Below are 19,447 nucleotides of genomic sequence, written 5' to 3' on the forward strand. Positions count from 1 at the left end.
GCGGCGACGTCGGGGTAATGGAATTTCAAGAAAACGACATCGATGGCCGCCCTACCCGACCGGCCGCAAAATCACGTGGTCCGCATCCGCATCTCTGCGCGGCTCGCCGATCCAGGTGGTAAGCCCCATGCGTCCACCCAGCCCCAACTTGGTGCTCGGCACCTCGGCACGTTTGAGCACCAGCTGCACGTCCCAGGCCTTTTCCTCGCCCACGTAGGTCTTCACCGCTGCCACCAACTGACGCAACGCTTCGCCGCCAGGCAGGAAGTTGTTGAACTGCGCGCGGGTGAGCGGTCCAAGGCGCAGGCGGAAGCGTTGCTGCGACCCCCACACGTATTCGCCGATCACCGCGGTGCGGCCCAGGCCGGCCACTTCGGGTGAGCTCCCCAGCCGCAGGTGGGCTTCGCGCGGCAGGCGCATCCAACTCGCCACAAACTCGACCACGCGCACCGGGATGCCGAAAAAATGCACCAGCAGGCTGCCCAGTCCCTCGGCATTGCGCGCCTGCGCCTGCAGGCGGCCCGCGAAGAAGCGCTTGTACTGGTCGGGCATCGCGTCGCGCCCTTCCAGCCCGCGCGTGGAAAGCCCCACCAGCGCGCCCATGTACAGGCTGAAGCGGTCCTCGCCCGGGCGATCGAGCTGCACGGTGGGCTGCGCGCTGGCCCAGGCGCGGTAGAACAAGCTGAGCATGCGGTGATGGAAGATGTCGGCGAACGCGACGAGGGTCGGATCCTTCGCATTGCGCCGGCGATCGATCGCATATTCGGTGAGGTGCAGCGGCAACGGCCCGTTCGGCCCGAACAGGCCGAGGAACAGGCCGTGCAGGCGGGGCGGCCTGCCGCCGGCCGCGGGTTCGTAGCGATCCACCGCACGCGGCGAAAACTCCAGCGAAGGCGTGTGGCACAGGCGCACGGCGTCTTCCGACGGCTTGGCCGATTCACCCAGCCGCGGCCTGTCGGGATGCGCGCATTCGAGCCGGCGCAGCGCCTCGAAGAATTCGAAGCCCTCCGGCTGTTCCCGCAGCGCGCGCTCCAGCGCTACAGGATCTGGCGCTTGCCGAGCCGTGCCGGCCATCGGGCCACCTCGTTGCGTTCCAGGGTGCGCAGCACGGTCTCGGTGAAGGAATTCACCGAAACGTGCCGCGCGAAGAAATGCTGCATCACGGCGCCAAGCAGGAAGGCGCCGGTGCCTTCGAAGGCGCCGTCGTCGCAGGTCAGCGTGATTTCCAGTCCGCGACCGAAGCTGATCGGCCCCGGTACCGGTATGCGCCGCACCACCGGTTGCGCAGCCACGGCCTTGACGCCCTCGATCTGCCGGCGCGCTCCGGCGTCGAACTCGTCGCAGTACAGCGTGAGCATTTCGCGCAGTGCCGCCGCACCGTCCTCGCCGCTGTCGCCGAGCAGCGAAACGTAGTTCAACTGCAGGTGGCTGATCAGCCGCCATGCGGTTTCGCCGGTGGCGGTCGACGCGCGAGGCTTGGTGGGGCCCGCCACGCAGCGAACCGACGCCACCGGTGCGCCGGTATCCAGCGTGAAATCGGTGTGCGACTTGCCCACCGGCATCTGCAGCGGCAGATCGCGGTTGGTGCACAGCAGGCGCATGCCGAGCTGACGCAGCTGCGACGCATACGGCGCGTCGTTGGCGTCGACCAGCGAGATGAACACCTCGTTGCCCACGTAGCTCGAGCGCGCACCGCGCAGGCGCTGGCGGGCGGACAGCAGGCGCGGCTCGCGCCGGGTGGTGTAGAACGCCGCCGTGCGGTTGTGCCAGGTGCGCTCGTCGCTGCCGTAGAACGGCTGGAAACGTTGTTCCGGCTCCTGGCTGTCACCGAAGCCCTCGACGTCGGCGACGCTGTGGATCTCGAAATCCATCGGCCGGGTGCGGTCGGCGACGATGTGGTACTCGGTCTTGCCCTGCTGCAGGTGGATGCGATCGGCCCGGCGCGGGAACAGGTTGATCGCCGGCGTGCAGAACAGCCGGAAGTTGCTCGCGTCCACCGCGTTGTGCAGCCGGCTCACGCTGCGGTCGAACAGTGTGATGATCTCGAATTCGCAGGCTTGCGAACGCGCCAGCACCGAGCGCAACCCGGTGAACACTGCGAACAGGAAGCGCTCCGGGCAGGCGAAGTATTCCTGCAGCAGGCGATAGCCGCTGAACGAGCGGTCGGTATACGGCAGCAGGGCCTCGTCGTCGGCGAATCCCTTGTCGCGGATGCCGCGGGCGTCGAAAAACTCGCTGACCAGACCGCTGGCACCCGGCGTGCGCACCAGGTAGCCCACCCCGTTGCCGAGCAGTTGCTCGTACAGGCGTTTGGGCAATTCGTCGGTACCGGCGATGAACAGCGGCAATTCGTCCAACGCCAGCATGTTCGCTTGCGCGCCGGCGGTGACGGTGAACTTCAGGCGCAAGCCGGCGCGCACGACGCGATCCGACGGCAGCGGTATGCCGGCAGCGGCCAGCGCCGCAGGCGTTTCGAAATACTTGGCTTCCGCCAGTTCCAGCGGCCAGAGCGTGACGTCATGCGCGGTGCGGTATTCGCAAGCGGTGCGCTCGTCGTGGCCGGTGAGTCCACGCAAGGCGGTCTGCCGCGCCACCACCGGACCAGCCGCCAGCGCGCTCTCCTTGGTGTCCGGATTCAGCTGCACCACCGCCATCGAAGGCACCGGCGCGAGGTAATGCGGATAGATCATCTCCAGCAAGTGCTGGGTGAACACCGGGTGCTGTGCGTCAAGCTTGAGCTGGATGCGGGCCGCGAGGAAGGCAAAACCTTCCAGCAGCCGCTCGACGTAGGGATCCGCGCATTCGAAGCCCTCCAGGCCGAGGCGGCCGGCGATCTTCGGGTATTCGCGCGCGAACTCGCCGCCCATCTCGCGGACGTGCTGCAACTCGCGGTTGTAATAGCGGAGCAGGCGCGGATCCATGGGCAGGCTCTTAGCCGAAGCTCTCCGACACGTTGAAGCGGCCCGTCTCCAGATCCACCGCGGTCTTGAGATAGAGATTCAGCGGAATCGGCTGCGCCCACATCTCCGAGGCGATGTTGAACACCAGCGATTGGCGATCCATATGTTTGTCGTCCGACTGCACGGTGACGTGCAGCGTGCTGGGCGTCAGTCGCGGCTCGAACGCGAGGATGGCTTCGCGCACCTGGCGCTGCAGCACTTCGGCCTTGATGCCGGACAGCGCTGCACCCGTAAGGTCCGGAATGCCGAAATTGAGCACCGAACTCGCCACTTCCGGGTAGTCCGCCAGCTCGGCGTCGGCACGCAGGTTCACGCAGTTGAGCAACCAGGACATGTCGCGCGTGACACAGTCGCGCAGGCGCGTGGCCGAAATCACCCGCTTCTCGCGGCTCTCGTCGGCCTTGCCCGGCTCGTCGTCGGTGAGCCGGTCGAGCAGCGACGGCTGCAGACGTTCCTGCGTGGTGAGCTCGGCCATGGCTTCAGGCCGCGTTGAACGTGATGCGACGGATGTCCAACAGCGGATAATCGCCGGCATCGGTGGCCAGCATGCGCTGACCCGAGCCGGCGAAGCATTCGTCGCCGAGGTCGACCCAGTCGGTGCGGCGTGCCAGCACCAGCTCGCTGTCTTGCGCGCGCTCGGTGCCTGGGTAACGGCTCGGCACGAAGCCAATCGCCTGGCCGCCGTTGCTCCAGGTTATCTGTACCGGCGCCCACACCTTGTCGCGCAAGTCGGTGGGGGCCTCGAATTCCAGCTTTTTGAGGCGCGTGAACGGCACCCAGGCATAGCCGCCGTTGACGATCATTTCCAGGCATGGCCCGAAGCGCGAGTCGGCGTCCGCGATCCACTCGAACGGCGCACCGTCGATCTCACCGCCTACGGCCTCGGCCTGTTCAAAGGCCTGTTCGCGCAAGGGTTGCGCCTGCATGTGCCGACCTTCGGCCTGCAGCTTCAGCGACTGCAGCAACAGCGCCAGCCATTGCGCGGGTTCGCCGATCACCACGGGCGAACGCGTACCGGCGATCACCTGCTGACGGTCCAGCTCGCCAGCCAGCGCACGTCCGTAGGCTTCCACCATGATGGTGTTGAGCGGATCGAGCTCGCCACTCACCTTCAACTGGTTCTGCGCCCGCTCCCACTGGCCCAGCAGGGCCAGCAGTTGAAACAGGAACACCCGCGCCTTCGCGTCCGCGGGGTTGCCACGCACCTGCGCGGTCAAGCCTTGCAGCGCCTCGTCCAACCGACCTTCTTTCAGCATGTTTTCCGGAATCATCTGCACACCGAAGCCTGTAGGGGATGGAAGGAACGAAGGCACTGCAAGGGACCGCTTCAGGCTCAGCCCTTCGCGACCTGCTGCATGTCGTAGGTGAAGTCCTTCGTGCCGCCGTCCTTGCCGCCCTTGTCGTCCTGCGGCTGGAACGAGTACTTGAACTTGCCGAAGTGCAGCGTGACGTTCTCGGTGAGGCGGTCTTCGCCGCCGCTGCCGCCGGTGGACACGGAGGTCACCAGCACACCTTCGCTCAGCTCGATGGTGAGGAAGTCGGTCTGCTCGCCGGTGGCGTTGGTCACGTACAGCGTGGCCTTTTCAACGCGCGCGCCGGTGGCGCAGCACTGCAACAGCGCGTTGGAGCAGCCGTCCACATACTTGGTGATGGAAATATCCTGCACGTGGGCCTTGCCGCCGCTGGCCGAACCTGCGCCGGAATGCAGGTCGCCGCTGTTGCTCACGCCCCACGACCAAGCCAGGATCGGCACTTCGCCCTTGTGCTTCTTGTGGTTGGACGCGCCCTTGACGGCGACGCTGCCGCCTTCGAACTTGATATGCATGTCGAATGCCATGAACCTTCTCCTCGATCGCCTGTTGATGAATTGATCCGACCGGCCGGGCCAGTCCCGCCGGTTACCACACGCCCGTCGCCGTCTTCATCGCGATGTCGCGCAGACGATGCACAGTGCGTTGCCGATACCCGGTGGCATCGGCCTTCCCCCTCTCGAACCCGATGGGCGCGACCGCATGAACGGTCGCGCCATGCGGAGGGCCGTCAGGCCTTAGCCGCCGACGGCAGGCGCGACACCAGCCGCAACGACACGGTGAGGCCTTCCAACTGGTAATGCGGCTTGAGGAAGAACTTCGAGGTGTAGTAACCCGGAGCACCCTCCACTTCCTCCACCACCACTTCAGCCGCCGACAAGGGCTTGCGCGCCTTGGTTTCTTCGCTGGAGTTGGTCGGATCGCCGTCGACGTACTGCATGACCCAGTTGGTCAGCCAGCTCTGCATCGACTCGCGGCTGGCGAACGAACCGATCTTGTCGCGCACGATGCACTTCAGGTAATGCGCGAAGCGGCAGCAGGCGAACATGTACGGCAGACGGCAGCTCAACGCCGCATTGGCGGTGGCATCCGGATCGTCGTACTCCTCCGGCTTGGCCAGCGACTGCGCACTGATGAAGGCAGCCATGTCCGAGTTCTTGCGATGCACCAGCGGCATCATGCCCATCTTGTCCAGCTCGGCCGAACGACGGTCGGTGATAGCGATCTCGGTGGGGCACTTCATGTCCACGCCACCGTCGTCGCTGGGGAAGGTATGCACCGGCAGGCCTTCCACCGCGCCGCCCGATTCGATACCGCGGATGCGCGAGCACCAGCCGTATTCCTTGAACGAGCGGTTGATGTTCACCGCCATCGCATAGGCGGCGTTCTGCCAGGTGTACTTGGACGAGTCGGCACCCGAGGTGTCTTCCTCGAAATCGAATTCCTCCACCGGGTCGGTGGCGGCGCCATAGGGCAGGCGCGCCAGCGTGCGCGGCATGGCCAGCCCAAGGTACTTGGCGTCGTCCGATTCACGCAGCGAGCGCCACGCGGCGTACTCGGGCGTGGAGAAGATCTTGGCCAGGTCGCGCGGGTTCGCCAGCTCGCTCCAGCTGTCCATGCCCATCAGGGTGTGGTTGGCCGAGGCGATGAAGGGCGCGTGCGCGGCCGCTGCCACCTGCGCGATACCGCCCAGCAGCTCCACGTCCGGCGGGCTGTGGTCGAAGTAGTAGTCGCCGATCAGGCAGCCATAGGGCTCGCCGCCGAGCTGGCCGTACTCTTCCTCGTACATCTTCTTGAAGATCGGGCTCTGGTCCCACGCCGTGCCCTTGTAGCGCTTCAGCGTCTTGCCCAGCTCCTTCTTGGAGATGTTCATCACGCGGATTTTGAGCTGCGTATCGGTCTCGGTGTTGTTGACCAGATAGTGCAGGCCACGCCAGGCGCTTTCCAGCTTCTGGAAATCCGCATGGTGCATGATGAGGTTGAGCTGCTCGCTGATCTTGCGATCCAGCTCGGCCACATAGGCGTTGATGGTCTGGGTGACGTCGTCGGAGACGATGTCGGCCTTGTTCAGCACCTGCTCCGCAAGCGTGCGGACGGCCGACTCCACCTCTTCCTTGGCGCGATCGCTTTTCGGCTTGAATTCCTTGCTGAGCAGCGCTGCAAAATCGTCGGGTACCAGGGTCTGGACTTCGCCGCCCTGTTCGGCCAGTTTCTCGGTTGCCATGGTTTATTCCCCGTCCTTGCCGGCGTCGCCGGGTTTGGCTGCGGACACCAGCGACTGCAGCAGCGCCGGGTCGTTGATGGCCTGCGCGATCAGCTTCTCCGCGCCGGCCTTGCCGTCCATGTAGGTGCCAAGGTTGGCGAGCTGGGTACGCGCTTCCAGCAGCTTGGCTACCGCGCCCACCTTGCGGGCCACCGCGGCGGGCGAAAAGTCGTCCATGCTTTCGAAGCTGATGTCGACGTTGAGGTTGCCTTCGCCGGTGAGCGTGTTCGGCACGGCGAAGGAAACGCGCGGCTTCATCGACTGCAGGCGGTTGTCGAAGTTGTCCACATCGATCTCAAGCGCCTTGCGATCTTCGATCGGCGGCAACTCCGCGTTGTTCGTCCCGGACAGGTCGGACATCACGCCCATCACGAACGGCACCTGCACCTTCTTCTGCGCGCCGTAAACCTCGACGTCGTACTCGATCTGCACACGCGGCGCGCGGTTGCGCGCAATGAACTTCTGACTGCTCTGCTTGGCCATGCGTAGTCTCCCGGGACCGTAGGTACTGCCTGGATGCTGAGGTGTCGGCTTTCCCTGCACGCGATTGCCGCGGGAAGACGGACGCGCGCGATGGCCTCGCATGCACCCGGATTCCGGTCGAGCCTGGCCCCCTGCGCGGCCGGAATGGCGCCGCCGGGAATTCCCCTCACTGGTCCAATGCGCAACCGCGCCTGAAAGACATTCATCCCGACCGGAATCATTCATTTGGCATTCAGAATTTGTGCGCGGCCGCAAACCTGTCGTGCTGCGTCGCCGCACGGCGCGTGCGGATCGGCGTATTAGAATGTTCGACTTGGTTCGTCGCGCCGATTCGTTCGGGGCGATGAGGCCGTGTCGTTGCAGTCCCCCGGCGGCCATCGCCAGATGCCGCCATTCCTGGATGCCTCCGGGCACCTCTCCATGGAGTCGCCGTACCAATGATTTTCGAAACCATCGCCAACACGGGTCACGAAGAAGTCGTCTTCTGCCACAACAAGGACGCCGGCCTGAAGGCCATCATCGCGATCCACAACACGGTGCTGGGCCCCGCGCTCGGCGGCCTGCGCATGTGGCCGTACAAGACCGAGCAGGAAGCGGTGAACGACGTGCTGCGCCTGTCGCGCGGCATGACCTTCAAGAACGCCGTGGCCGGCCTGAACCTGGGCGGCGGCAAGGCCGTCATCATCGGCGATCCCAGCAAGGACAAGTCCGAGGCGCTGTTCCGCGCGTTCGGCCGCTTCGTCAACTCGCTCAACGGCCGCTACATCACGGCCGAGGACGTGGGCATCGACGTCAACGACATGGAATACGTGTTCCGCGAGACCGAATACGTGACCGGCGTGCATCAGGTGCACGGCGGCTCGGGCGACCCGTCGCCGTTCACCGCCTTCGGCACGCTGCAGGGCCTGATGGCCGCGCTGAACTTCAAGCACGGCAACGAGGACGTGGGCAAGTACAGCTTCGCCGTGCAGGGCTGCGGCCACGTCGGCAGCGAGTTCATCAAGCTGCTGCGCGAGCAAGGCGCCAAGGTGTTCGTCACCGACATCAACAAGGAAGCCGTACAGCGCTGCGTCGACGAATTGGGCTGCGAGGCCGTGGGCCTGGACGAGATCTACGACGTGGACGCCGACGTCTACTCGCCCTGCGCGCTGGGCGGCACCGTCAACGAGCAGACCATCGACCGCATCAAGGCCAAGATCATCTGCGGCGCGGCCAACAACCAGCTGGCCACCGACGCCATCGGCGACGAGCTGCAGCGCCGCGGCGTGCTGTATGCGCCGGATTACGCGGTCAACGCCGGCGGCGTGATGAACGTGTCGCTGGAAATCGACGGCTACAACCGCGAGCGCGCCATGCGCATGATGCGCACGATCTACTACAACCTGGGCCGCATCTTCGAGATCAGCAAGACCCAGGGCGTGCCCACCTACAAGGCTGCCGATCGTCTCGCCGAGGAGCGCATCAACTCGATCGGCAAGATCAAGCTGCCGCACATGGGCAACGGCGGCACCCGCTTCCAGGGTCGCATGCGCGGCCAGTAAACCTGCACGGATTCCGGGCCGGTTCCGGTTCCCGCGAGAGGCCGCCGCAAGGCGGCCTCTTTGCTGCCGCCCTGCCTTCCTTCATATCCGGCCCACCGCAGGGGTTTGCTACACTATCTTGCGACAGTGGCGTGCCGGTCCTGCGGCATGCGCAACAGGGGAACCGCCTCGCAGGGAAGACTGGCATCTACGATGCCGGCCAGCCGAGCATTGTACCGACGCACGACCATCTCACGCGGAACAACCGCCCCGGAAGGCGTCACGACACATACGGAACAACAAGAGCAGAACGCGATATGAGCACCATCCTGGCAGCCGACATCAGCGATACGGACATCCTCGAGCGTCTGCGCGACGTGCTGCACGGCACCTTCGAGATCGATCCGGCGCGCGTCACGCCGTCCGCCCACCTGTTCACCGACCTCGGCCTGGACAGCATCGACGCGGTGGATCTGGCGATCCAGGTGCAGGAAATGACCGGCATGCGCATCAAGCCGGAGGATTTCAAGAGCGTGCGTACCGTGGGCGACGTGGTAGGTACCGTGCGCGGCCTGCTCGAACGCTGAGCCCGGTCATGCCGGACGACGCCCACGACTGCTTCGCCCCCTGTGCGCTGATCCCCATCTACAACCACGGCGGCACCATCGCGGGCACCGTGCGGGCGTTGCGCGCGCACGGCCTGCCCGTGCTGATCGTCGACGACGGCAGCGACGATGCCACGCGCAGGGTGCTCGATGCGCTGGCGCAGGACACCGACGGCGTGCGCCTGCTGCGGCTGCCGCACAACCAGGGCAAGGGTCGCGCGCTCAGCACGGGGCTGCTCGCCGCGCGCGAGGCCGGTCATACCCACGCACTGCAGATCGACGCCGACGGCCAGCACGACACCGCCGACGTGCCGCGCTTCCTCGACGCCGGCCGTGCCCGACCGCGGGCCCTGGTCTGCGGCGCGCCGGTCTATGACGCCAGCGTGCCGCGGGCACGGCTGTACGGACGTTATGTCACCCATGTCTGCGTGTGGCTGGAAACCCTGTCGCTGGCGATCCGCGATTCGATGTGCGGCTACCGCCTGTACCCGCTCGCAGCCACCTGCGCCGAGATAGCGCGCAAGCCGCTGCCCGCACGCATGGATTTCGACACCGAGACCGCGGTGCGTCTGGTCTGGCGCGGCATGCCGGTCGTCAACGTGCCGACCCGGGTGATCTATCCGGCCAACGGGTTGTCCCACTTCCGGATGTTTCGCGACAACCTGCGCATCTCGGCGATGCATACCCGGCTCTTGCTTGGCATGCTACCCCGGGCACCGCAATTGTTGTGGCGCCGTTTCCGCAGAGAAAACGCATGCGTCGACTGATCGCCCTGTTGCTGCTTTGCTGCCTCGCACCGTTCGCCCATGCCCAGGCGGACGCCCCTCTGCTGCAGGACGTGCTGACCGAGCTGGGCCGGCACGCCGCGGTACGCGCCGATTTCACCCAGACCCGCAGCAATCCCGCGCTGGACAAGCCGCAGGTGAGCGAAGGGCGCCTGCTGTTCGTGCTGGGCCACGGCATGCTGTGGCAGACCGTTTCGCCCTACCAGGAAACCCTGGCGCTCACCGGCAGCCGCACGGCGCGCATCGACGCGGACGGCACGGCACAACCCATGCGCAGCGAACGCGGCGTCAGCCAGGTCTCGCAGATGCTGCAAGGCATGCTGGGCGGCAAGATGGACGAAGCGCTGCGCCAGTTCCGCGTCGAGGCCAACGGCACGCCCGCGCAGTGGACATTGCGCTTCGTGCCCAAACAGGAGCGCGTGGCGCACGTGCTGGACAGCATCAGCCTGGAAGGCAACGACTATCTGCAAGGCATCACCATCGCCATGCAGGACGGCTCCCGCACCGAGATCCGTTTCGCCCATACCCGCGATGCCGGCGCGACCGACGCGCTGGAAAAGCACGCGCTCGGCCTGCCATGACGCCGCAAACGCTCAAGCTGCGCGCCGGCCTGTTCGCCGTCGCCACCCTGCTGTTCGCCGCACTGGGGGCCTACCTGCTGTTCGGTCGTGGTCCGTTGCCGATCCAGACCGACCTGCTGGCAATGCTGCCGACCACCGAGCAGAACCCGCTGGCCGAGGCCGCGGTGGAGCGGCTGGCCCACGCCAACGGCGATCGCATGGTGCTGCTGCTCGAAAACGACGACGACGTACGTGCCAAGGATGCCGCCCGTGCGCTGGGCAAGGCGTTGGCCGCGCACAAGGTGTTCGGCTCGGTGACCGCCGAACTGCCGCCGTTCGATCTGCAGCAGATGCTCGCGCCTTACCTGGCGCATCGCGCGTGGCTGCTCGCTGACGCCGACCGCGACGCACTCGCGCAGCCGGGATACGCCCCCGACCAGGCGCTGGCGCAACGGCTCAACGAGCCCTTCCTCACCGGCGTGGGCGTGCCGCTCGCCGACGATCCCTTCGGCTGGCTGCAGCACTGGCTGGCGCAGCAGCCGTGGAGCCGCTCGCCATTGCTTCCGGAAGACGACCTGCTGGTGGCCCATCGCGACAAGGCCACGTATGTGCTGGTCACCGCCACGCTGGACGGTTCGTCCTACGACGACGGCGTGCAGCACCGCGCCTTGGGCGCCTTGCATCAGGCGGAAACGCAGATCGAACGCGACTATCCCGGCACCCGGATGCTGCATACCGGCGCGGTGTTCTACGCCGCCGCCGCACGCAGCGGCGCCGAACACGACGTGCACATGGTGGGCTGGATCTCCTCGCTAGGCATCGCCCTGCTCCTGCTCGGCGTGTTCCGCTCGCCCGGGCCGCTGCTGCTCGCCTTCCTTTCCACCGCAGTGGGCGTGACGGCTGCCACCACCGTCGCGTTGCTGGTGTTCGGCAAGATCTACCTGCTCACCCTGGTGTTCGGCGCAGCGCTGCTGGGCGAAGCGGTGGACTATTCGATCCAGTACCTGAGTGCGCGGGCCAACGCCGGCACGCGTTGGCAGGCCGGCACCGGCCTGCGCCAGGTACGCCCTGCCCTGCTGCTGGCACTGGCCACCTCGCTGCTGGGCTATGCGCTGCTGGGGCTGGTGCCGTTCCCCGCGCTGCGGCAGATGGCGGTATTCGCGATCAGCGGCATGAGCGCCGCCTGCCTGAGCGTGTTCTGGCTGCTGCCTGCCCTGCTGCAACGTCCCTCGAAGCCGATGACGGGCGTGCTGGTGCGTGGCGCACGGGCCTTGCAACAAATGCTGGCCAAACCGGCGCACGGCTGGCGGGGCGCATTGATGGCGCTGCTGTTGCTGCTGGTCGCGCTGCCCGGCTGGATGCGGCTGCGCCACGACGACGACGTGCATCGCCTGATCGCCCAGCCGGCCGCGCTCATCGCACAGGAAACGCAGATCCGCGAGATCACCGGGCTGGGCAACGGCAGCCAGTTCTATCTGGTGCAGGGCAAGGACGGCGAGCAGACCCTGCAGCGCGAGGAAGCGCTGGAGACGCGCCTGCAGAAACTGGTCGACGACGGCAAACTGGAAGGCTGGCTGGGACTGGCCGGCATGGTGCCTTCGCAGGCACGGCAGGCGCGGGATCACGCGCTGCTTGGCCGCCTGTTCGACGATCCCGCACGCCTGCGTCACGCCCTGGCCGATGCCGGCTTCCGCCCGGCCGCCATCGATGCCTATCTCGCCGCGTGGCCCGGTGCGCCGCTGCAATTGGACAAGTGGATGCAGACCCCATTGTCCAGCCCGTTCCGCCAGTTGTGGATGGGCTGCAACCCGCAGGGCTGCGCCGCGCTCGTGCTGCCGCAGGGCAGCGACAACGATGCGTTGCTCGCGCATGTCGCCGACGGCCTGCCCGGCGTGCAACTGGTGGACAAGCCGGCCAGCGTATCCGCCCTGTTCGGCCGCTATCGCGGCTATGCCAGCGTGTGGCTGCTCGCAGCAGTGCTGCTGATCGTGCCGGTGTTCGGCTGGCGCTACGGCTGGGCGCGCGCGCCGCGCGTGCTGGCGCCACCGGTGCTGGGCATCGCACTCACGCTGGCCGCGCTCGGCTACCTCGGGCAGCCGCTGACCTTGTTCCACTGGATGGCATTGATGCTGGTGCTGGGCGTGGGCGCGAACTATGCAGTGTTCCTGCACGAGGGCGAACCACACAGCGCCGACCGGCCCGGCGCGATATACGCCAGCGTGCTGCTTTCCGCGCTCACCGCCCTGCTTTCCTTCGGCTTGCTGTCGCTGAGCTCGTTGCCCGCGCTGCGCGACTTCGGTCTCACCCTGCTCCTGGGCATCGGCTTCACCGCGCTGCTGGTGCCGGCGAGCCGGGCAGCCGCCACGACCACACGTTCCACCACAAGGATGTCGCACGCATGAAACGCGTCGTCGTCACCGGCATGGGCGGCATCACGCCGCTGGGCCACGACTGGACCACGATTTCAGAACGCCTGCGCCAACGCCGCAACGCGGTGCGGCGCATGCACGAATGGGATTATTTCGATGCGCTGAACGGCCGCCTCGGCTGCCCGGTGGACGATTTCGTGCCGCCGCCGTGGCCGCGTCAGAAGACCCGTTCGATGGGCCGCGTCTCGCAGCTCGCGGTGGCCGCCAGCGAACACGCACTGCGTGACGCCGGCCTGCTCGACGACGCGTCGGTCCGGGACGGCCGCATGGGCGTGGCCTACGGCTCCTCCGGCGGCAGCGTGGAACCGGTGCGCGTGGTGGGACGCATGCTGGAGACCGGCTCGATGCAGGGCATCACCGCTACCAGCTACATCCAGACCATGGCGCATACCACGGCGGTGAACGTGGGCGTGTTCTTCGGCCTGCGGGGCCGCGTCATTCCCACATCCAGCGCCTGCACCTCGGGCAGCCAGGCGATCGGCTACGGCTACGAGGCGATCCGCTACGGCAAGCAGCAGCTGATGCTGTGCGGCGGCGCCGAGGAACTCTCCGGCCCCGGCGCCGCGGTGTTCGACACGCTGTTCGCCACCAGCACGCGCAACGACGAGCCGCAGCTCACGCCGCGCCCGTTCGACGCGAAGCGCGACGGCCTCGTCGTCGGCGAAGGCGCCACCACCCTGGTGCTGGAGGAATACGAACACGCCAAGGCGCGCGGTGCCACGATCTACGCGGAGGTGGTCGGCTTCGGCTGCAACTCCGACGGTGCCCACATCACCCAGCCCACCACCGAAACGATGGCGGTGGCGATGCGCCTGGCGCTGGATGACGCGCAGCTGCCGGCCGGCGCCATCGGCTACGTCAGCGCCCACGGCACCGCCACCGATCGCGGCGACGTCGCCGAAAGCCACGCCACCGCCGAGGTACTGGGCACGCGCGTACCGGTCGGCGCGATGAAAAGCTACGTGGGCCATACCCTGGGCGCCTGCGGGGCGCTGGAATCGTGGTGGGCGATCGCGATGATGCGCGATGGCTGGTTCGCGCCCACGCTCAACCTCGATGAACGCGCATCCGACTGCGCCGAGCTGGACTATCTCACCGGCACGGGCCGCAGCATCGCCACCGACGTGGTGATGAACAACAACTTCGCCTTCGGCGGCATCAACACCTCGCTGATCTTCAAGGCGGTTGCTTGATGCGGTGGCGCGACGCCAATGGCCTGCCACGCGTGGCGGTCACCGGCATGGGTGCGGTGAGCTGCGTGGGTGCCGGCACTTCCGCCCTGCTCGATGCGCTGCGCACGCGCCGCCACGGCCTGCGTCGCATGGAGGCCTTTACCGCGCTCGGCATGCGCGGCAGCGTGGGCGGCCCGGTGGACGAGGCTGCACTACCACCGGAGCCGCCGCGCAAGCTGCGCCGCTTCCTTCCATCCCCGGCGCTGTATGCCTGGCACGCGGCGAACGAAGCGCTGGCGCAGGCCCGCCTGCCAGTCGCGCGCCTCGCCGAGGCCGATTGCGGCCTGGTGCTGGGCGGCGGTGCGGCGCTCAGCGAACATGAGGAGGCGCTGCAGAACCATCGCGTCCATGGCATCGCGAAACTGTCGCCCTTCCTCGTGCCCCGCGGTATGAGCAGCGCGTTGTCGGCCGGCCTCGCCCAGGCCTTCGGCGTCGGCGGCAGCAGTTACACGATCAGCTCGGCCTGCACCAGTTCGGCCCATGCGATTGGCCATGCGATGGAGTTGATCCAGCTCGGGCGCCAGAGCGTGGTGATCGCCGGCGGCGCCGAGGAACTGCACCCCAGCACCGCGATGTGGTTCGATGCGATGGGCGCGCTGTCGCCACAGGCCGAGCCGATGGACGCCCTGCGCCCGTTCCATCGCGGGCGCGACGGCTTCGCGCTCGCAGCAGGAGCCGGCGTGCTGGTGCTGGAATCGCTGGAGCATGCGCACGCACGCGGCGCACGCGTGCTCGCGGAACTGGCCGGCTACGGCAGCAGCACCGATGCAGCCAACATGGTCGTCACCGGCGCCGACGGCATCGCCCGCGCGCTGCGCCAGGCGCTGGAGCGGGCCGGCACACTGCCCGACTACATCAATGCGCACGCCTGCGGCACGCAGGGCGACCTTGCCGAATGGCAGGCCATTGCCGGCGTGTTCGCCGAACGCGGTGCGGCGGTGCCGCCGCTCTCCTCGATCAAGGGCCTGCTCGGCCACGCGCCCAGCGCCGCCGGTGCGCTGGATGCCATCGCCTGCTTGCTGATGCTGGAGCACGACTTCCTCGCCGCCGGCGCGCCACTGGACGATCCTGATCCTGTCTTCGCCGACGCGCCGCTGCTCGCCGCGAACCGCGTGCAGCGCATCGATGCTGCGCTCAGCAACAACTTCGGCTTCGGCGGCAGTTGCGCGACGCTATTGTTCCGCCGCCACGCGGAGGTCGCCGCATGATCGCTTTTCGAGTCGAAGACTGGCGTGCCTGGGCGCCGGGGCTGGAAAGCACGGCGGACTGGCAGGACTGGGCGCGTGCGCCGCACGCCATGCCCGACGATGCACAGGCGCAGCCGGCCTGCGGCTTCCTGCCCGCCCTGCAGCGACGCCGGCTGGGCCGGCTGGCGCGGATGACGCTGGAGACCGCGTGGCCGCTCTGTGGCGAGGGCGAACAGTTGCCCTTCGTGTTCGGCTCGCGCCACGGCGAAACACCACAGACGCTGACCCTGCTCTCCGACATCGTCGACGGGCAGCCGCTCTCACCCACCCAGTTCGGCCTCTCGGTACACAACGCGATCGCGGGCCAGTGGTCGATCCTGCGCGGCCAGCGCGGCGAGTCCGCGGCGATCGCCGGCGAGGCCGACACCTTCGAGCACGCGCTGCTGGAGGGTGTGCTGCAACTGGCCGCCGGCGCGCCGTCGGCACTGGTGGTGGTGGCCGAGGAGCTGCCGCCGCCTGCCTACGCGCAGTGGATTGCGGATGTGCCGTTCTCCTATGCTGTGGCGCTGCGACTGGGGAAAACCGACGCGACAACATCCGCAGGCAGCGACTGGCGGCTGGAACAGGCACGCGGCGACGGCGCGACACCCTGCGCCTGGCCGCATGCGCTGGATTTCGTGCGCGCTCTGCTTGCTGGCGAAAACACGTTTCAACACACCTGGAAGGCACGCCGATGGAACTGGCAACGTATCCGCTGAACCAACGCCGCGACGCCTGGGCCTGGCGCCTGGTCGCCACCGGCGCCAGCTTCGTGCTGTTCGGCCTCGGCGGTCTGCTGCTGCGTGTGCTGATCCTGCCGCTGCTGGCCTGTCTGCCCGGCGACGTCATCACGCGGCGGCGGCGTGCACGGGCTGCGATCAGCCGTGCCTTCCACCTGCATGTGCAATTCATGTACCGCACCCGCGTGCTGGATTTCGAGATCGAGGGCGCCGAACGGCTGGGCCGCCCCGGCCAATTGGTGGTGGCGAACCATCCCTCGCTGATCGACGTGGTGTTCCTGGTCTCGCAGATCCGCGATGCGAACTGCGTGGTGAAGCAGAGCCTGTTCGACAACCCCTGCACGCGCGGCCCGGTGCGTACCGCGCAGTACATCGGCAACGACGGCAGCATGGACATGCTCGAGCGCGCCGCCGACGTACTGCGCGAGGGACAGTGCCTGATCGTGTTTCCCGAAGGCACACGCACCGTGCCGGGGCGGCCACCACGGTTCCACCGCGGCGCGGCGGCCATCGCACTGCGCGGCGCGCGCACGGTGACGCCGGTATTCATCACGGTTGACCCGCCCACGCTGACCAAGGGCACGCCCTGGTACCACATCCCGGTTTGCCGCTTCCGCGCGCGCCTGCGCGTGGGCGCCGACATCGACCCTGCCCTGTTCGGCACCGACGCCCCCGCACCCATCGCCTCACGCCAGCTCAACGACCATCTGCACCACCTCTTCCTCAGGGAGCTCGCCGCCTCGTGAATGCACCTGCCCACAGCGCACTGGAGCTGGAGATCGCCCAGCTCGTCATCGACACATTGAATCTGGAAGACCTCGCCGCCGCGGACATCCCGCCGTCGCAGCCGTTGTTCGGCGACGGGCTGGGGCTGGATTCGGTGGACGCACTGGAACTGGCGCTGGCGCTGCAGAAGCACTACGACATCCGCATCGCCTCGGACGACAAGGACGCCCGCCACCACTTCGCCAGCGTGGCCAGCCTTGCCGCCTTCGTCGCCAGCCAGCGGGCCGTATGCGCAGACTGATCAAGATCCTGCTGCCGCTGATCGGCGTGCTGTATCCGTTTCTTGTCTACTTCGGCATGGAAACGATACCGCCGCACGTGTTCGCGCTGGTGCTGGCGGCGGCGTGGCTGCTGCGCGCACCGTTCCTGCTGCGCGAGCCCGGCGGCCGCTGGATGCTGATCGTGGCGCTGGCCTATTGCGCCCTGCTGGGCGTCAGCGGCGAATCCTCGCTGCTGCGCTGGTATCCCACGCTCATCAGCCTGTTCCTGCTGCTCACCTTCGGCCTGAGCCTGGTCTATGGGCCGCCGGTGGTGGAGCGCATCGCCCGCGTGCGCGAACCGGAGCTGCCTGACGCGGCGATTCCCTACACGCGCAAGGTCACCTGGGTGTGGGTGGGTTTCTTCGTGTTCAACGCCGCGGTGTCGGCCGCGCTCACGTTGTGGGCACCGCTGAAGTGGTGGACGCTGTACAACGGTCTGCTGGTGTACTTCATCATGGGTCCATTGTTCGTGGGCGAATGGCTGTTGCGTAAACGGCTGCGGGTGAACGCGTGAACACACGCACCGCCCCGATGATCCTCGACGAGCGTCGCGACGACGACGGATGCACGCTCCAGCTCGTGGTACCCATGGATCTCGATTACTTCCCCGGCCACTTCCCGCAGGCGCCGGTGCTGCCCGGTGCAGCGCAAGTCGCTTGGGCGCTCCAGCTGGCCGCGTCGCATCTGGGCACCTCGCCGCAATGCCGCGAGATGGAAGCGCTGAAGTTCCAGCGCCTGCTGCGGCCGGGCGACCGGGCGACGCTCACGCTGCGCCACGACCGCGTACGCGGCAAGCTGCACTTCGCCTACCGCGAGGGCGAAGTGACGTACTCCTCCGGCCGCCTCGTGCTGGAACCGCGCGTATGAGCGAGGCGCAACTGGCCACGCGGCGACACTGGTCCGCCCAGCGCGAGCGCGGCAACCTGCTGCTGATGCGCTTCACCGCCTTCGTGGCCCGCAACTGCGGCCGGCGCCTGCTGTCGCCGCTGCTGCACCTGATCGTGCTGTACTTCTTCCTCACCGGACGCCGCGCACGGCACAGCATCAGCGAGTACCTGGAGCGCCTCGCCGCGTGGAGCGGCCGCTCCGATCTGCGACCCACCCCGCGCCGCGTGTTCGCACAGTTCATGGCCTTCGCCGACTGCCTGCTGGACCGCCTCGACGTGTGGCGCGGCGCGCTGCGGCTGGAGCAGGTGCGCCTGCTCGATTCCGACGGACTGCGCGCGCAGCTGCTGGCGACCCGCCACGGCGGCCGCGGCCAGTTGCTGGTCGGCACGCACCTGGGCAACCTCGACGTTTGCCGCGCACTGGCCGAACTCGGCGAACAGGTGCCGCTGAACGTGCTGGTGCACACGCACCATGTGGCGCACCTCAATCGCCTGCTTGGCGAGGCGGGCGAGCAGCGCATGCGGCTGATCCAGGTGAGCGAGCTGGACGCCGCGCTGATGCTCGACCTGTCGCAGCGCCTCGAACGCGGCGAGTGGCTGGCGATGGCCGGCGACCGCGTGCCGCTGCACGACGGCCGCCGCGTCACGGTGGACTTCCTCGGCCGACCCGCTGCGTTCGCACAGGGACCGTGGCTGCTGGCCGGCCTGCTCGGCTGCCCGGTGAACCTGATGTGCTGCCTGAAGATCGACAGCCGCTACGAGATCCGGCTGGAGCGCTTCCTCGACACACCGGCCTGGCAGCGCGGCCAGCGCGACGCCACCATCGCCGGCTGGGCACAGCGCTACGCCGACCGCCTCGCACAGTGGTGCCTGCTGGCGCCGCAGCAGTGGTTCAATTTTTATCCGTACTGGGAAAGTACCGATGCGTAGCCGCGGCGCGCTGCATGTGGACACCGAGATCACCGTGCCGTTCTTCGACATCGACTCGATGGACGTGGTGTGGCACGGCCACTACGTGAAATACCTGGAAGTCGCCCGCTGCGCCCTGCTCGACCGCATCGGCCACAACTACGCGCAGATGAAGGCATCCGGCTATGCGTGGCCGGTGATCGACCTGCAGCTGCGCTACGCCCGCGCCGCGCGCTTCGGTCAGCGCCTCGTGCTGCGCGCCGACCTGGTCGAATGGCAGAACCGCCTGAAGATCCATTACCTACTCAGCGACGCCGCCAGCGGCGAGCGCCTCACCCGCGCCAGCACCGTGCAGGTGGCGGTGCGGCTTGCCGACGGCGCGATGCAGTTGGTCTCGCCGTCCGTCTTCGTCGACGCAGTCGAGCAGTGTATTTCGGGTGTTCCATGATCGCAGGGATCAAACGGACGGCCATCGTGGGCTGCACTGTTCCA

At 67.5% G+C, this 19,447-nt stretch carries 21 protein-coding genes; 14 read left to right on the forward strand and 7 right to left on the reverse strand.

Annotated features, from left to right (window positions below; translation table 11 throughout):
* Positions 1-51: 51 nt before the first annotated feature.
* The 7 genes from tssG to tssB form a co-directional block, all read right to left on the reverse strand.
* Complete coding sequence (gene tssG, locus IHE49_RS06680; RefSeq protein ID WP_192156162.1) at positions 52-1,074, reverse strand: type VI secretion system baseplate subunit TssG; 1,023 nt, start codon at positions 1,072-1,074, stop codon at positions 52-54.
* On the reverse strand, positions 1,038-2,921 hold the full coding sequence (tssF, locus tag IHE49_RS06685; RefSeq protein WP_192156168.1) for a type VI secretion system baseplate subunit TssF: 1,884 nt from the start codon (positions 2,919-2,921) through the stop codon (positions 1,038-1,040). The genes tssG and tssF overlap by 37 nt, the downstream gene beginning before the upstream one ends.
* A 10-nt stretch (positions 2,922-2,931) precedes the next feature.
* Positions 2,932-3,435: a type VI secretion system baseplate subunit TssE gene (gene tssE, locus IHE49_RS06690; RefSeq protein WP_192156170.1), complete on the reverse strand. Its 504-nt coding sequence runs from the start codon at positions 3,433-3,435 to the stop codon at positions 2,932-2,934.
* 4 nt (positions 3,436-3,439) lie between these two features.
* Positions 3,440-4,231, reverse strand: coding sequence for a type VI secretion system accessory protein TagJ (locus IHE49_RS06695; RefSeq protein ID WP_192156172.1), 792 nt, complete (start codon positions 4,229-4,231; stop codon positions 3,440-3,442).
* A 62-nt stretch (positions 4,232-4,293) separates the two neighbouring features.
* The gene (locus IHE49_RS06700) at positions 4,294-4,797 is read right to left on the reverse strand and encodes a type VI secretion system tube protein Hcp (RefSeq protein ID WP_192156174.1); all 504 of its coding nucleotides are present in this window, start codon (positions 4,795-4,797) and stop codon (positions 4,294-4,296) included.
* A gap of 203 nt (positions 4,798-5,000) precedes the next feature.
* A complete protein-coding gene (gene tssC / locus IHE49_RS06705; RefSeq protein WP_192156175.1) occupies positions 5,001-6,494 on the reverse strand; it encodes a type VI secretion system contractile sheath large subunit in 1,494 nt (497 codons plus the stop codon).
* A 3-nt stretch (positions 6,495-6,497) separates the two neighbouring features.
* Positions 6,498-7,016 (reverse strand): type VI secretion system contractile sheath small subunit, encoded by a 519-nt coding sequence (gene tssB, locus IHE49_RS06710; RefSeq protein WP_192156178.1) that lies wholly within the window; start codon positions 7,014-7,016, stop codon positions 6,498-6,500.
* A gap of 437 nt (positions 7,017-7,453) precedes the next feature.
* Between tssB and IHE49_RS06715 the strand changes: the two genes are divergently transcribed.
* From IHE49_RS06715 to IHE49_RS06780, 14 genes are all read left to right on the forward strand, one after another.
* Positions 7,454-8,557 (forward strand): Glu/Leu/Phe/Val dehydrogenase, encoded by a 1,104-nt coding sequence (locus tag IHE49_RS06715; RefSeq protein ID WP_192156180.1) that lies wholly within the window; start codon positions 7,454-7,456, stop codon positions 8,555-8,557.
* A 296-nt stretch (positions 8,558-8,853) separates the two neighbouring features.
* Complete coding sequence (locus IHE49_RS06720) at positions 8,854-9,123, forward strand: acyl carrier protein (RefSeq protein ID WP_225578251.1); 270 nt, start codon at positions 8,854-8,856, stop codon at positions 9,121-9,123.
* Between the two features lie 8 nt (positions 9,124-9,131).
* Positions 9,132-9,908, forward strand: a complete 777-nt coding sequence (locus IHE49_RS06725) for a glycosyltransferase family 2 protein (RefSeq protein ID WP_192156182.1) — start codon at positions 9,132-9,134, stop codon at positions 9,906-9,908.
* On the forward strand, positions 9,896-10,507 hold the full coding sequence (locus tag IHE49_RS06730) for an outer membrane lipoprotein carrier protein LolA (RefSeq protein WP_192156184.1): 612 nt from the start codon (positions 9,896-9,898) through the stop codon (positions 10,505-10,507). The genes IHE49_RS06725 and IHE49_RS06730 overlap by 13 nt, the downstream gene beginning before the upstream one ends.
* Complete coding sequence (locus IHE49_RS06735) at positions 10,504-12,888, forward strand: MMPL family transporter (protein WP_192156186.1); 2,385 nt, start codon at positions 10,504-10,506, stop codon at positions 12,886-12,888. Before IHE49_RS06730 ends, IHE49_RS06735 begins: the two co-directional genes overlap by 4 nt.
* Positions 12,885-14,108 (forward strand): beta-ketoacyl-ACP synthase, encoded by a 1,224-nt coding sequence (locus IHE49_RS06740; protein ID WP_192156188.1) that lies wholly within the window; start codon positions 12,885-12,887, stop codon positions 14,106-14,108. The genes IHE49_RS06735 and IHE49_RS06740 overlap by 4 nt, the downstream gene beginning before the upstream one ends.
* Positions 14,108-15,355, forward strand: a complete 1,248-nt coding sequence (locus IHE49_RS06745) for a beta-ketoacyl-[acyl-carrier-protein] synthase family protein (RefSeq protein ID WP_192156190.1) — start codon at positions 14,108-14,110, stop codon at positions 15,353-15,355. The genes IHE49_RS06740 and IHE49_RS06745 overlap by 1 nt, the downstream gene beginning before the upstream one ends.
* A complete protein-coding gene (locus IHE49_RS06750; RefSeq protein WP_192156192.1) occupies positions 15,352-16,092 on the forward strand; it encodes a beta-ketoacyl synthase chain length factor in 741 nt (246 codons plus the stop codon). Before IHE49_RS06745 ends, IHE49_RS06750 begins: the two co-directional genes overlap by 4 nt.
* Complete coding sequence (locus IHE49_RS06755; RefSeq protein WP_192156194.1) at positions 16,068-16,859, forward strand: lysophospholipid acyltransferase family protein; 792 nt, start codon at positions 16,068-16,070, stop codon at positions 16,857-16,859. The genes IHE49_RS06750 and IHE49_RS06755 overlap by 25 nt, the downstream gene beginning before the upstream one ends.
* Positions 16,856-17,140, forward strand: coding sequence for a phosphopantetheine-binding protein (locus IHE49_RS06760; RefSeq protein ID WP_192156196.1), 285 nt, complete (start codon positions 16,856-16,858; stop codon positions 17,138-17,140). The genes IHE49_RS06755 and IHE49_RS06760 overlap by 4 nt, the downstream gene beginning before the upstream one ends.
* Entirely contained in the window at positions 17,128-17,673 is a 546-nt protein-coding gene (locus tag IHE49_RS06765) for a hypothetical protein (RefSeq protein WP_192156198.1), read from the forward strand. Before IHE49_RS06760 ends, IHE49_RS06765 begins: the two co-directional genes overlap by 13 nt.
* Positions 17,670-18,026 (forward strand): acyl-CoA synthetase, encoded by a 357-nt coding sequence (locus IHE49_RS06770; RefSeq protein WP_343227551.1) that lies wholly within the window; start codon positions 17,670-17,672, stop codon positions 18,024-18,026. The genes IHE49_RS06765 and IHE49_RS06770 overlap by 4 nt, the downstream gene beginning before the upstream one ends.
* The gene (locus tag IHE49_RS06775; RefSeq protein WP_192156200.1) at positions 18,023-18,976 is read left to right on the forward strand and encodes a glycosyl transferase; all 954 of its coding nucleotides are present in this window, start codon (positions 18,023-18,025) and stop codon (positions 18,974-18,976) included. Before IHE49_RS06770 ends, IHE49_RS06775 begins: the two co-directional genes overlap by 4 nt.
* Positions 18,969-19,403 carry an acyl-CoA thioesterase gene (locus IHE49_RS06780; protein WP_192156202.1) on the forward strand — a complete coding sequence of 145 codons (435 nt, stop codon included), beginning with the start codon at positions 18,969-18,971 and terminating at the stop codon, positions 19,401-19,403. The genes IHE49_RS06775 and IHE49_RS06780 overlap by 8 nt, the downstream gene beginning before the upstream one ends.
* The last annotated feature ends 44 nt before the right edge of the window (positions 19,404-19,447 follow it).

The sequence above is a fragment of the Rhodanobacter sp. 7MK24 genome (genome assembly GCF_014842995.1).
Lineage (GTDB): Bacteria > Pseudomonadota > Gammaproteobacteria > Xanthomonadales > Rhodanobacteraceae > Rhodanobacter_A.